Source organism: Actinoplanes sp. M2I2 (assembly GCF_023544445.1).
GTDB lineage: Bacteria > Actinomycetota > Actinomycetes > Mycobacteriales > Micromonosporaceae > Actinoplanes.
Window position 1 is genome coordinate 171,402 of record NZ_JALPVJ010000018.1, and the last position, 12,697, is coordinate 184,098.

Annotated in this window: 13 protein-coding genes and 1 pseudogene; 5 read left to right on the forward strand and 9 right to left on the reverse strand. The window is 72.0% G+C overall.

Features of this window, described 5'->3' with window-relative positions; translation table 11 throughout:
• Positions 1-519: 519 nt before the first annotated feature.
• The 3 genes from thrS to HJC40_RS32935 all read right to left on the reverse strand — a co-directional run bounded on the left by thrS (position 520) and on the right by HJC40_RS32935 (position 3,829).
• Positions 520-2,535 carry a threonine--tRNA ligase gene (gene thrS, locus HJC40_RS32925; protein WP_250007178.1) on the reverse strand — a complete coding sequence of 672 codons (2,016 nt, stop codon included), beginning with the start codon at positions 2,533-2,535 and terminating at the stop codon, positions 520-522.
• Positions 2,536-2,622: 87 nt separating this feature from the next.
• Positions 2,623-3,510, reverse strand: a complete 888-nt coding sequence (locus HJC40_RS32930) for a hypothetical protein (protein WP_250007180.1) — start codon at positions 3,508-3,510, stop codon at positions 2,623-2,625.
• 4 nt (positions 3,511-3,514) lie between these two features.
• Positions 3,515-3,829 (reverse strand): hypothetical protein, encoded by a 315-nt coding sequence (locus HJC40_RS32935; RefSeq protein WP_250007182.1) that lies wholly within the window; start codon positions 3,827-3,829, stop codon positions 3,515-3,517.
• A gap of 205 nt (positions 3,830-4,034) precedes the next feature.
• Here HJC40_RS32935 and HJC40_RS32940 point away from each other — a divergent pair, with 205 nt between their 5' ends.
• Complete coding sequence (locus tag HJC40_RS32940; protein WP_250007184.1) at positions 4,035-4,769, forward strand: class I SAM-dependent methyltransferase; 735 nt, start codon at positions 4,035-4,037, stop codon at positions 4,767-4,769.
• Positions 4,770-4,848: 79 nt separating this feature from the next.
• A complete protein-coding gene (locus HJC40_RS32945) occupies positions 4,849-5,403 on the forward strand; it encodes a hypothetical protein (protein WP_250007186.1) in 555 nt (184 codons plus the stop codon).
• A gap of 6 nt (positions 5,404-5,409) precedes the next feature.
• Here HJC40_RS32945 and HJC40_RS32950 read toward each other — a convergent pair whose 3' ends face one another.
• The gene (locus tag HJC40_RS32950; RefSeq protein WP_250007188.1) at positions 5,410-6,792 is read right to left on the reverse strand and encodes a gamma-glutamyltransferase; all 1,383 of its coding nucleotides are present in this window, start codon (positions 6,790-6,792) and stop codon (positions 5,410-5,412) included.
• Positions 6,793-6,845: 53 nt separating this feature from the next.
• Between HJC40_RS32950 and HJC40_RS32955 the strand changes: the two genes are divergently transcribed.
• Positions 6,846-7,394: a GNAT family N-acetyltransferase gene (locus tag HJC40_RS32955; protein WP_250007190.1), complete on the forward strand. Its 549-nt coding sequence runs from the start codon at positions 6,846-6,848 to the stop codon at positions 7,392-7,394.
• On the opposite strand, the gene HJC40_RS32960 is transcribed toward HJC40_RS32955, so the two are convergent.
• From HJC40_RS32960 to HJC40_RS32980, 5 genes and pseudogenes are all read right to left on the reverse strand, one after another.
• Complete coding sequence (locus HJC40_RS32960) at positions 7,361-8,320, reverse strand: NAD(P)-dependent oxidoreductase (protein ID WP_250007192.1); 960 nt, start codon at positions 8,318-8,320, stop codon at positions 7,361-7,363. The genes HJC40_RS32955 and HJC40_RS32960 overlap by 34 nt on opposite strands.
• A gap of 17 nt (positions 8,321-8,337) precedes the next feature.
• Positions 8,338-9,060, reverse strand: a complete 723-nt coding sequence (locus HJC40_RS32965) for a poly-gamma-glutamate hydrolase family protein (RefSeq protein WP_250007194.1) — start codon at positions 9,058-9,060, stop codon at positions 8,338-8,340.
• A gap of 195 nt (positions 9,061-9,255) precedes the next feature.
• Positions 9,256-9,375 (reverse strand): annotated as a pseudogene (locus tag HJC40_RS32970) (aminotransferase class V-fold PLP-dependent enzyme); the annotation flags it as partial.
• A gap of 124 nt (positions 9,376-9,499) precedes the next feature.
• Complete coding sequence (locus HJC40_RS32975; protein WP_250007196.1) at positions 9,500-10,342, reverse strand: NAD(P)-dependent oxidoreductase; 843 nt, start codon at positions 10,340-10,342, stop codon at positions 9,500-9,502.
• Positions 10,343-10,351: 9 nt separating this feature from the next.
• On the reverse strand, positions 10,352-10,804 hold the full coding sequence (locus HJC40_RS32980) for a MarR family transcriptional regulator (RefSeq protein ID WP_250007198.1): 453 nt from the start codon (positions 10,802-10,804) through the stop codon (positions 10,352-10,354).
• Positions 10,805-10,878: 74 nt separating this feature from the next.
• On the opposite strand from HJC40_RS32980, the gene HJC40_RS32985 reads away from it, so the two are divergent.
• Positions 10,879-11,910, forward strand: a complete 1,032-nt coding sequence (locus HJC40_RS32985) for an LLM class flavin-dependent oxidoreductase (protein ID WP_250007200.1) — start codon at positions 10,879-10,881, stop codon at positions 11,908-11,910.
• A 3-nt stretch (positions 11,911-11,913) separates the two neighbouring features.
• Complete coding sequence (locus HJC40_RS32990; RefSeq protein WP_250007202.1) at positions 11,914-12,594, forward strand: NADPH-dependent F420 reductase; 681 nt, start codon at positions 11,914-11,916, stop codon at positions 12,592-12,594.
• Positions 12,595-12,697: the final 103 nt, after the last annotated feature.

The window sequence follows — 12,697 nt, forward strand, 5'->3', positions numbered from 1 at the left end:
GCAAGCAAACTGCGCTTGCGTCCCGCCCTCGCTCACGATGAGCTGTGGCTGCCGCCCCGGGGAGATCAACCAAGTCTGAGGGGAGGAAAAGCAGATCAGAACCGCCCGCCCACGGGGAGGCGCGAACCCATCGGGCCATGACCGACATCCAGCCAGCGCGAAACGATGACCTGCTCAGCTGCGGTGACTCATGCTCAGGCGCGACCTGCCGACCACAACAGCAGACTCCCTGACCCACCACCCAGGCGCACCATGCTGACCGCAAGCGGCACGGTCCTGCTCCCTTGACCCACCACCCAGGCCCGCCCGCCCGAGCGACTCGCTGTCCAGCGACCACAGCGCGGCAGCCGGACCCCTCACCGTCAGGTGACCACCCGGCTCACCCGGGCAATCAGCAGCCGGCGACCGATCCCTCAGCCGCCACCGGCTCGCCCCCGACCGTCAACCGCAAGAAACTCACCAACCAAAATCCGGCCCCGGAAGCCAGAAGCAACCGGGGCCGGACTCCGAAAGCAGGACCTACTCGGCGACGGCCACCGGGGCGGTCGGGCCGACGTTGGTGCGCGACCGGACGATCTCGGCGACATGGGCGACGGCCTCGTCGAGAGGAACGCCGTTGCGCTGGGAGCCGTCGCGGTAGCGGAAGGAGACCGTGCCCGCGGCCACGTCGTCGTCACCGGCGATGGCCATGAACGGGATCTTCTGCTGCTGCGCCGTGCGGATCTTCTTTTGCATGCGGTCGTCCGAGTAGTCGACCTCGGCGCGGATGCCCGCCTCGCGGAGCTTGGTGACGAAGCCGGTCAGGTAGTCGGCGTGGTCGTCGCGGATCGGGATGCCCACGACCTGGACCGGGGCCAGCCACGCCGGGAACGCGCCCGCGTAGTGCTCGACCAGGACGCCGAAGAAGCGCTCGATCGAACCGAACTTGGCCGAGTGGATCATCACCGGCTCCTGGCGGGTGCCGTCGGCCGCCTGGTATTCCAGGCCGAAGCGGGCCGGCTGGTTGAAGTCGTACTGGATCGTCGACATCTGCCAGGTGCGGCCGATCGCGTCCTTGGCCTGGACGCTGATCTTCGGGCCGTAGAAGGCCGCGCCGCCCGGGTCGAGCACCAGGTCGAGGCCGCTCTCGGTGGCCACGTCCTCCAGGACCTTCGTCGCCACGGCCCACTGCTCGTCCGTACCGATGAACTTGTCGCTCTTGGGGTCTCGGGTCGACAGCTCGAGGTAGTAGTCGTCGAGGCCGAAGTCGCGCAGCAGCGACAGCACGAAGTCGAGCAGGTGCTTGATCTCGCCCGAGGCCTGCTCGGCGGTCACGTACGAGTGGGAGTCGTCCTGGGTCAGGCCGCGCACGCGGGTCAGGCCGTGCACCACGCCCGACTTCTCGTAGCGGTAGACCGTGCCGAACTCGAAGAACCGCAGCGGCAGCTCACGGTAGGACCGCCCGCGCGACTTGAAGATCAAGTTGTGCATCGGGCAGTTCATGGCCTTGAGGTAGTAGTCGGCCCCCTCCAGCTGCATCGGGGGGAACATCGTGTCCTTGTAGTACGGCAGGTGCCCGGAGGTCTGGAACAGGCCCTCCTTGGTGATGTGCGGCGAGCTGACGTACTGGAAGCCCTCCTCGATGTGACGGGCGCGGACGTAGTCCTCCATCTCGCGCTTGATCACACCGCCCTTGGGGTGGAAGACGACCAGGCCGGAGCCGATCTCGTCGGGGAACGAGAAGAGGTCGAGCTCGGTGCCCAGCTTGCGGTGGTCGCGGCGCTCGGCCTCGGCCAGGCGGTTCAGGTACGCCTTGAGGTCGTCGCGGGACGGCCAGGCGGTGCCGTAGATGCGCTGGAGCTGCGGGTTCTTCTCCGAGCCGCGCCAGTAGGCGGCGGCCGAGCGCATCAGCTTGAAGGCGGGGATGAGCCGGGTGGTGGGCAGGTGCGGGCCGCGGCACAGGTCGCCCCAGACGCGCTTGCCGTCCTTGTCGACGTTGTCGTAGTGGGTCAGCTCGCCGTGGCCGACCTCCATCACCTCGTCGGCGTCGACGTCACCCTTGAGGTCGACCAGCTCCAGCTTGTACGGCTCGCCGGCCAGCTCCAGCTTGGCCTCGTCGAGCGACTTGTACTCGCGGCGGCGGAACGTCTGGCCGGCCTTGACGATCTCCTGCATGCGCTTCTCGAGCTTCTGCAGGTCTTCGGGCTGGAACGGCTTGGGCACGTCGAAGTCGTAGTAGAAGCCGTTCTCGATGGGCGGGCCGATGCCCAGCTTGGCCTCGGGGAACGTGTCCTGTACGGCCTGGGCCAGCACGTGCGCGGCCGAGTGGCGCAGCACGTTCAGCCCGTCGGGCTCGTCGATCGAGACGGGGGTGGCGTCGGTGTCGAGCTCGGGACGCCAGTCGAGGTCGCGCAGGCGGCCGGCGGCGTCGCGGACGACCACGATCGCCTTGGGGCCGGTCGTGGGCAGGCCGGCTGCGGCCACCGCATCGGCGGCCGTAGTCCCGGCCGGGACGACGAGAGGGTCGGCCACAGCGGGGGTACGGGATGCGGACACGGTGATCTCCTTCAGCTGCGAAAAGCCCATCAGAACCTTGACGATGCTATCCGCCCGGAAATTCCCCCGGCCCGCCGCGCCCGGGCGTCACCGTTTGGTGAGCTCCGCTTCCTGTTCGGCGCCGGGCTCGTACGAGAGCAGGTGCTTGCCCTCGGATCGGCGTTCCAGGTCGGTGATGGTGGACAGCCGGCGGTCGAGGTCGAGCTGGGCCCGGCTCATGACGCCGTCGTGCACCTCGTCCTGACGGGCCCGGGCGGCCAGCACCTCGTCCTTGGCCCGGCGCAGCAGGAGGCGGTTGGCGGTGTCGCGGTCTCCCGGCGGGAGCCCGCGCGCGGCGCCGATGATCTCGGGATGCTCGGCGATGGCCCGATCCTGCACGAGCGAGTGCTGTCCCTTCCACCAGTCACCTTGGCTGGGGGTCGTCCAGTTGGCCAGGGCCAGGATGCTGATGTCGTCGTATCGCGGTTCCTCGGTGACGGGGACGACCTCCTCGCGGAACGTGTTGTCGCCCAGGATGCCGGCGGCTTTGCGGTCGGCGTCGTTGATGCCGGCGACGATCTCGCCGATCTGCCGGGCGTACCCGTCGACGGCCGGCTGGGTCGCGGCCACCCCGATCGGCGCGGTGATCAGCCCGGCGGCCAGGTCGACGCGCAGCCCGGTCGCCTCGGCCTCGGCGACGACCTCCTGCAGCACCCGCCGGTGGTGCTCGATGGCCAGGACGAACTCGCGGATGGTCCACGCGATGGCGGCGCAGTGCACCTGCCCCCGGCCGACCTGCACGCGCAGATCGGCCGCCTTGTCCTGGGCGGCCTGCGAGCTGGGGCCGGCCGGCCAGTGGTTGGGCAGCTCCCGGGTGTCGCGGCCCAGATCCTCCACGGCGGTGTCGAACGTCCGGGCCAGCCTGTCCCAGCGCCCGGCGATGTCCTCGAGGCGGCCGGTGTCGGCGGCCAGCAGTCCCTGCAGGGTGATGGTCACGGTGTCACCCGGGCTTTCCGGCTGTCCGGAGGCGGTCGGCCGCGTCGCTGTCGGTGGCGACGAAGTCTCCCGCGGCCGCGCGCAACTCGCCGCCGTAGTCGCGGACCATCGCCCCCAGCCCGTCCATCGTGATCTCCCAGAACCGGGCCGAGCCGGCCAGCTGCGACTCGCACAGCACCGCGCCGTCGACCGCGCCCTGGCCCGCGTACTCCCAGCCGCGGATCTCGGCGGCCACGCGCTGCACCCGCTCCCCGATCCCGGTGACCGCCACACCCATCGCCCGCACTTCCGGCGCGTCGATGCTCGTCATGTCGTCCATCGATCAACCACCCACCCGTTGAGGTATCGGCTCTGTCCCCTACACGGCGCCGGACCGCCGTCCGGTTCAGCCTCGCCGCCCCGGGTGTGTTCCGAGCTGGTTGGTCAGGTCCCGGGCCGGCCGGACGGGCGCGCCCCCCACGGCCGACGTCCCCGGGCGACAATCGTCGCGGCCGGCGACGCCGGCGGAGGGCGAGGTCGGTTCGATGATCAGCAGTGGTTACGACGCCGAGTTGCGGCGGCACCATGAGGTGTTGCGGCGGGCCTGGGACATCGGGCCGCACGATCGCGTGCTGGACGTCGGGTGCGGGGCCGGGCTGACCACGCGGGACGCGGCGCGGGCGGCGCGGGACGGCAGCGCGCTCGGGGTCGACATCTCCGGACCGGCTGTCGAGCTCGCCCGGGAGCTGGCCCGGGCCGAGGGGCTCGGCAACGTCGCCTTCGAGCGCGCCGACGTGCAGGCGCACCCGTTCCCACCGGCGGGCTTCGACGTGGCGATCAGCCGGTTCGGGACGATGTTCTTCGACGACCCGGTGGCCGCGTTCGGCGGTGTCGGGCGGGCGCTGCGGCCGGGCGGGCGGCTGGTGATGCTGGTGTGGCAGGCCGGCGAGCTCAACGAGTGGCACCTCGTCGTCCGGCGGGCCCTCGACCGGACCGGGCCGTCGCCGAACGCGTTCTCGCTGGCTGATCCGTCCACCGTGCGGCAGGTGCTGGGCGCCGCCGGGTTCGCCGACGTGACCCTGACCGACGTGGACGAGCCGGTCTGCTACGGCCCGGACGTGGCGGCCGCGCTCGACTGGGTGCGGGGTTTCGCTTCCGTCCAGGAGTCGCTGACGGCCGTGGGGGTCGAGCGGCTGCGCGAGGAGCTGGTGGCGCACGCGACCGGCGACGGCGTCTGGCTGGGCTCGCGGGCCTGGCTGGTCACCGCCCGTCGCGGCTGAGCGGCCGGGGCACCTCGGAGGGACTGCGCCGAGCGACACGCATCGATACCATTCAATGATTCCGACACGGGGAGGAATCATGAAGGCACCTGTCACCGCCGCGGCGGCCGCCGTGCTGCTCGTCACCACGGGGAGCGCCTCCTACGCCCGCGAGCCGCGTGCCGACGCGGCCTGCGCCGGGCAGCTCATCGCCAACCCCGGTTTCGAGCGCGGCGCCACCGGCTGGACAGCCGGGCCCCGCATCGTCGTCGTGGGCGACGAGGCCCGGCCCGCGCATCACGGCCGCGCGTACGCCGCCCTGGCCGGTCTCGACGTCACCCACACCGACCTGTTGCGCACCAGCGTCACGGTGCCGGCCGGTTGCACCTTGACGCTGCGCTTCTGGGTACGGACGACCACCACCGAGACCAGCCGCGGCGACCATCTCAATGTCGGGCTGGCCGTCACCGGCGTGCCGCCGAAGACGTACTTCGCGCTGTCCTCCGACGGTTCGCCGCAGTGGTATCAGTACACCGGCACCGCCGCGGCGGCGCCCACGGAACGCGTCGCGACGGTCAGCTTCGCCGCCAGTGAGTCCGCCGGCAACGGCGTCACCGCCTTCGACGTGGACGACGTGCGGTTCACCCTGAGCTGATCCGGGCTACTGAGGCAGCACCGCGGCGACGCCGTCGGCGCGGGGATCGCTGCCGGCCTCGAGAACGCCGCCCCGGAGACGGGCGAGCTGCACGTGCCCCGCGTCGTCATGGGGGCCGACGGTGATGGTCACGGTCAGGCCCGTCGTGTCGCCGAGGTCGGGCAGCCCGGGCTCGAGGATCAGCTCGGCGCCCCGGACGATCCACCGTGGACGGCTGACCAGTTCCGCCGGGTCCGCGGTCAGCACGTCGGGGGCCAGCTGGGCCAGGATCCACGGCTGCGCCCGGCCGCCCTGACAGCCCAGGGCGACCACGTCGCCATCGGTGAGGCCGATCGTCGGGCAGAGCGTGTGCGGTGGGCGCATTCCGGGGGCGATGGAGGCCGGGTGGGACGGATCGGGGCTGAACGACGAGCCGCGGTTGTGCAGCACGACACCGGTGGTGGGCTCGAGCAGGCCCGCGCCGAAGCTTTCGAAGACGCTCTGGATGAGGGTGACAGCGTTGCCGTCGTCGTCGACGGCGGTGACGGCCACGGTGTCCCCGGTCGGGACGGTGGCTTCGAAGCCGGGGGGAAAGGCGTCCGGCGTACGCAGCAGAAGACCGTCCAGGTCGATGGGGCCACCGCGCGGGTCGCCGAGCAACGCGTGCCGGGCGGCCTGGGCGCGGCGGCTGTCGGCCGGCAGCGACGGCGACCCGACGACGGCCAGGAAGGTGGCCCCCTGCACCGGCGGCGGCGCGGCATGCCACGTCACACCGCCGACCGTACGCCGGAGGGGCTCGACCACCTCGGCCGTGTGCGCGGCCAGATCGGCCGCCGTCAGCGGGCTGCCGAGAGCCCAGAGACCGGCGACGAGCGGACCCGAGTAGAACGATCGCCAGTCGTGCGCGATCCCGGACAACGTCCGGGCCAGCGCCGGCTGCACCAGGGTCGGCGGCAGCAGCACCGCCGACAGGCCCGGATCGGCGCGGATCACGTCGAGCCCGTTCGCGATCGCCCGAAGCAGGCCCGGGCTCTTGTCCACGCCCTCGGCGGCCAGCCGTACGGCCGGCGCGAGCAACTCGCCCAGCGACAGCCGCGCGCCCAGCGAGCGCACCGCGGCCCAGCCGGCCACCACGCCGGGCACGGTCACCGAGTGCGGACCGCGAAACGGAACAGGCCCCAGCCGGGCGCCGAGCCCCGCGGCGCCGACCGAGAGCACAGCGCACACCGGGGAGCCGGCCGGGCGGACCATCGCGACCAGGTCCCCGCCCACCGAGCACTGGTGCGGATAGACGACGGCCAGCGCGCCGGCCGCAGCCAGCGCCGCGTCGAAGGCGTTGCCCCCGGCGGCCACGACCGTCCGCGCGGCCTGCACGGCAGCCGGGTGGGGAGCGGCCACGGCGACAGACATAGCGGCGACCTTACAGTTCCTCCGGTCGAGCCCGCCTCAGCGAGAATGGCCCGATGCGAACCCTGGAGACCGACCGGCTGACGTTGCGCGGGTGGCGGGACGACGACCTCGACGTGCTCGCCGCGATCAACGCCGACCCCGAGGTCATGCGGTACATCCTCGACGGTTCCGTGCGCGATCGGGAGCAGAGCGCCGAGGGGCTGCGGAAGATGCGGCGCGACTGGGCGGAGAACGGCTTCGGTCTGTACGCCGTCGAGGTGCGCGCGACCGGTGAGCTGATCGGCTGGGCCGGGCTGGCCGTGCCCACCTTCCTGCCCGAGGTGCTGCCGGCCGTGGAGATCGGATGGCGGCTGAGCCGGCGCTCCTGGGGGCACGGGTACGCCACCGAGGCGGCCGCGGCGGCGCTGCGTCACGGCTTCGACGAGATCGGCCTGGACCGCGTCATCAGCATCCGGCACGTGCGGAACCAGCGGTCGGCCCGGGTGATGGAGAAACTGGGCCTGGCGTACGAGTTCGAGACCGTGGTGCCCGGCCACGACCAGCCCGTGGCCGTGCACGCCGCGACGCCTCAGACCGTCAGCGGGACGGCCACGTCGAGCTGACCGTGGTCGACGAGCCACCGCACCGACTCCAGCACCGCGTCCTCCGGCTCGTAGCGCGGGGCGTAGCCGAGCAGCCGGCGCGCCTTGTCGATGCTGAAGTAGTGGTCGCGGACCAGATGCTCCCAGCTGGCCTGGGCCGCCTCCTCGTCGGTCGAGCGGCGGAACTCGTCCCACGTCACCGGGCGCAGCTCCGCCGTCCGGCCGAACCAGGAGGCAGCGATCTGGGCGTAGCCGCGCACGTTCAGGGCGGACGGCGCCACGACGCTGAAATCCTCACCGGCGGCCGCGTCGCGACGGGCGATGGCGGCCTCGAAGGCCAGGGCCACGTCGTCGGCGTGGACGTGATGCAGGAACTCCGTGCCGATCCCCGGGACGTCGAGCGGCTCCCCGGCCGAGAGCGTGCGCCACACCGCCGGGTCGGTGTTGCCCAGCGGGCCGATCGGCGCCCAGCCGGGACCCACGATGTGACCCGGGTGCAGCGACGTGGTGACCAGACCGCCCGACCGGGTCTCCTCCTTGAGCATCCGGGCGATGGCGGCCTTGGCGATGCCGTACTCCCCGATCGGCGGCGCGCCGTTCTCCTCGGTGATCGGCAGCTTGACGCTGGGCCCGGCGCGCCAGATCGAGCCGCAGTGCAGCAGGTGCCCGGCCTGCCCGCGCAGCCGCTCGACGAGCGCGACCGCCGAGTCGAGGGTGAAGCAGATGAGGTCGACGACGACGTCGGCCCCCAGCCCGGCCACGTGGTCGGGAAAGTCGGCGGCGTCGCGGTCCGCGGTCTCCTGACGCACCTGCTGCCACGCGGGGTCGTCGACGTAGCTGCCCCGCTGCCCCCGGCTCACGTTGACGACGTCGTGCCCGGCGCGCACCAGCCGGGGAACGAGAAACGTGCCGATGTGCCCACTACCACCGATGACGACAACTCTCACCCACCCAGGCTAGGACATCAACCCGCGAGGGCCTGGCGGGTGGCGTTCACGAACGTCCAGAAGCCGGCGAGGGTGGTGTGCTTGCGGCGCGTACGGGTGTTGGTGCCGAACATGCCGGTGCGCAGCGGGGTGGTCAGCTCGAGCTGGACGCCGGCGCCGGACAGGTTGCGGTTGACGATGTTGGCGGCGGCTTCGCCGTTGAGGGCGGGCACCCCGGCGGCGTCGATCGCCGGGACGCCGGCCGCCCGGTAGGCGTGCAGCAGGGCCGTCTTGAGGCCGGTGTCGCGCCTGCCGACCAGCACGGCGGCGGCGTCGGCGGCCAGCCCGGCCTCGGCCGGTGAGCAACCGTGCAGCGACAGCACGCGGCGGCTGCCGGCCACCGTCGCCAGCGCCACCGGGTCGTCGCAGTGCACCGACGTGACGTGCAGCGCGGCGTTGCCCGACGGCCGGATGCCCTCGAACATCCAGTAGTCGTAGACGGTGCCGCCGGTGCCGCCGGCCGGGTGGTAGCCGGCGACGGCCAGGCACAGCTCGGACGTGCCGGGCTCGATGCCACCGCCGTGCAACGCCACGACGGCCGTGTCGGGGTAGCTGTCGCCGGGACCGTTGCTGTCGTCGAGCGCGGCGTGCCGCCGGAAGCGCCGGGCGTAGTCCACTCCCTCGGCGAGATCCGCGTAGAGGGCGGTGTTCGACGGATAGGTGTCGGCCGCGGATCCGGGCCGGGCGCCGGTCACGACCATCGGGGGAAGGCGACCGGGACACTGCGACGACTGAGACGGGTCATGCTGTCAGCATCGACGACGTTGTCGACCTCCTCAGAGGCGTACGCCCAGACGGTCGAGAGCCGTGGCCAGACGGTCGAGGTCGTCGGCGGTGCTGCCCAGGCCCCAGCTGGCCCGCAACAGGCCGCCGGTGTCACACCCGCCGGCGCCGCCGCCGCGGCCGCGCAGGTACGGTTCGGCGGCGTCCAGCCAGTCGACCCGGCCGGCCAGCACGCCCGCGCCGAACGGGGCGTAGAGCTTGTGGCCCGAGAAGACCAGGTAGTCGGCGCCCAGGCCCGCTCGTACGCGAAGGTCGAGCGCTGGGACCGCAGACCGGCTCCACGGTGGACACTGCCGTGGTACGGGAGCAGGTCGCGTACGGCGTCGGCGGCTCGGACGGCCGGCGCGGAGGCCGCCTTCAGACCTCTGTGCGCCAGGTGAACTCGGGCTCGTAGCCGAGCAGGCGGCGGGCCTTGTCGATGGAGAGCAGGGCCTCGTGCTCGCCCAGCTCCTTGGTGACGGGCAGGTCCGGGAAGACCTCGGCGGCCAGTTCGGCGCTGGGGCGGCTCATCACCGTGTCGGCGTTGGCGATGATGAAGACCTCGACGCCGGGCTCGCGGTGGACCAGGGCCTTGCGGACGGCCTGGGCGCCGTCGCGGGCGTCGATGTAGCCCCAGGCGTTCCAGCTGCGCAGGCGCGGGTCGGCGTCGTAGGAGGGGAAGGCGGCGTAGTCGGCCGGCTCCATGACGTTGGAGAAGCGCAGGCCGACCATCGTCAGCTCGGGATCCCACCGGCAGAACTGGGCGGCCATCTGTTCCTCGAGGTGCTTGCTGAGGGAGTACGCCGAGTTGGGCCGGGCGGGGTATTCCTCGTCGACCGGCAGGTAGGGCGGCGGGGTGTCGCCGAACGGCAGGCCCAGCAGCGTCTCGCTGGACGCCCAGACGATCGTCTTGATGCCCGCGACCCGCGCCGCCTCGAAGACGTTGTAGGTGGCCCGGATGTTGTTGTGGAAGATCGCCGCGTTGGGGAGACGGCCGGGGGCGGGGATCGCGGCCAGGTGGACCACGGCGTCGATCCGGTCGTAGCGGTCGTCGACCGCGGTCAGCGCCCCGACCACCTGGCCGTAGTCGGTGAGCTCGACCTGGACGTCGGCCGTGGGGGCATTGTCCAGGTTGACGACCTGCTGACCGTGGTCGAGCAGGTCCTGCACTACGGCGCGGCCTAGTTTGCCGCTGCCTCCGGTCACCGCGATACGCACCATGATTCCTTTCTACCCCCGGGCCAGATGCTCACGCAGGGCGGCCATGATCTCGCCGGCCGCGGCGAGCTGGGCCGGGGTCAGCGCGTCGACGAAGACCTCGCGGATGTCGCGCAGGTGGGGACGGGTCGCGGCCTGGAAGCTCTCCGCGCCGGCCGGGGTCAGCACGACCTCGGCGCCGCGGTTGTCGGTGACGCACTCCTCGCGGCGGATCAGCTCGCGTTTCTCCATGCGCCCGAGGTGGTGGGAGAGGCGGCTGCGTTCCCACCCGACGGCGGTGGCGAGCTCGGAGGACCGCAGCCGCCGCCCGGTCGCCTCGCTGAGCGCGAGCAGCACCGCGTAGTCGCCCTGGGAGAGCCCGGACTTCTGCAGGCGCGCGCCCATGGCCGCCCGGACGGCCTCGCCGGTCTCGACGAAGTCACGCCAGACGCGGAGCTCTTCTCGGGTGGGGAACTGAGTGGCCACGGCCACACCTCCTGTAGTTGACGTGTCAATCGTAGCGAGCATAATTGACACGTCAATCAGCTTGGAGGGTCATCATGACCGACATCACCTTCGGCCTCGACACGTTCGGCGACGTGCCGGAGGACGACCACGGCAACCTGCTGTCCTACGGCGCGGCCATCCGGCAGGTCGTCGACGAGGCCGTCCTCGCCGACGAGCTCGGCGTCGACGTCATCGCGCTGGGCGAGCACCACCGCCCGGAGTACGCGATCTCCTCCCCCGAGACCGTGCTGGCCGGGATCGCCGGCCGGACGAAGAACATCCGGCTGGCGTCCGGCGTCACCGTGCTGAGCTCGGACGACCCCGTCCGGGTGTTCCAGCGCTTCGCCACGCTCGACGGCCTCTCGAACGGGCGGGCCGAGGTCATCCTGGGCCGCGGCTCGTTCACCGAGTCGTTCCCGCTGTTCGGCTATGACATGGCCGACTACGAGGTGCTGTTCGAGGAGAAGATCGAGCTGTTCGCCGAGCTGCTCAAGGAGAAGCCGGTCACCTGGAGCGGCACCACCCGCGCGCCGCTGGTCGACGCCGACGTCTTCCCCAAGACCGACTCGGGTCACCTGTCGGCCTGGGTCGGGGTCGGCGGCTCCCCGCAGTCGGTGGTCCGCACGGCGCGGTACGGTCTGCCCCTGATGCTCGCGATCATCGGTGGAGCGCCCGACCGCTTCGCCCCGTACGTCGATCTGTACCGGCGGGCGGCCGACCAGCTCGGCACCGTGGCGCACTCGGTCGGGATGCACTCACCGGGGTTCGTCGCGGACACCGACGAGGAGGCCAAAGAGTTGTACTACCCGCGTTACAAGGTCATGCGTGACCGCATCGGCGCGCTGCGCGGGTGGCCCCCGCTGCGCAAGCAGGAGTTCGACCACGAGGTCGAGCACGGCTCGCTCTACATCGGCTCGCCCGAGACCGTGGCCCGCAAGATGGCCAAGGCGATCACGTCGCTCGGCGTCGGCCGGTTCGACCTGATCTACGTGGCCGGCACGACGCCCGCGAGCGCCCGGCTGCGCGCGGTCGAGCTGTTCGGCGCCAAGGTGCTCCCGATGACCCGCGACCTGCTGGCGGGCTGAGCGATGACGACGATCGGCATCCTCGGCGCCGGCAAGGTCGGCACCGTTCTGGCCCGGCTGGCCGTGGCGGCCGGCCACCGGGTGCTCATCGCCGGTTCCGGTGACGTCTCGAAGATCAGCTTGATCGTCGGCGTGCTGGTGCCGGGGGCCGAGCCCACCACCGCGGCCGACGCCGCCGCCCGGTCCGACGTCGTGGTGCTCGCCCTCCCCCTGGGCAAGCACCCGACCGTCCCGGTCGACGCGTTGCGCGGCAAGCTGGTCGTCGACGCCATGAACTACTGGTGGGAGGTCGACGGCATCCGCGACGACCTCACCGACCCGCGCACCTCGTCGAGCGAGATCGTCCAGGCCTTTCTGCCCGGCTCCCGGGTGGTCAAGGCGTTCAACCACATGGGCTATCACGACCTCGAGGAGGGCGCGCGGCCCGCGGGCAGACCCGGCCGCAAGGCGATCGGGCTGGCCGGTGACGGCGAGGCCGACGTCGCCGCGGTCGCGGCCCTCGTCGACGACCTCGGCTTCGATCCGGTGATTGCCGGGCCACTGTCCGAGGGCGTACGGCTGGAGCCCGGCACCGAGGCGTTCGGCGCGAACGTCGCCGCCACCGAGCTGCGGGCCATGCTCGAGCGCTTCGGGGAGTCGGAGCGGGGCCGCGCGGTGACCGCGGCGCGGGCGCCGGCCGAGTAAGCCGGCGGAGGGGAAGGGCGCCGGCCGGCTAAACCGGTCAAGGTCGTGGCGGGGGACACCATGCGACACGCCTCCCGGAGGGCGTACCGGCGCGCAGAATGAT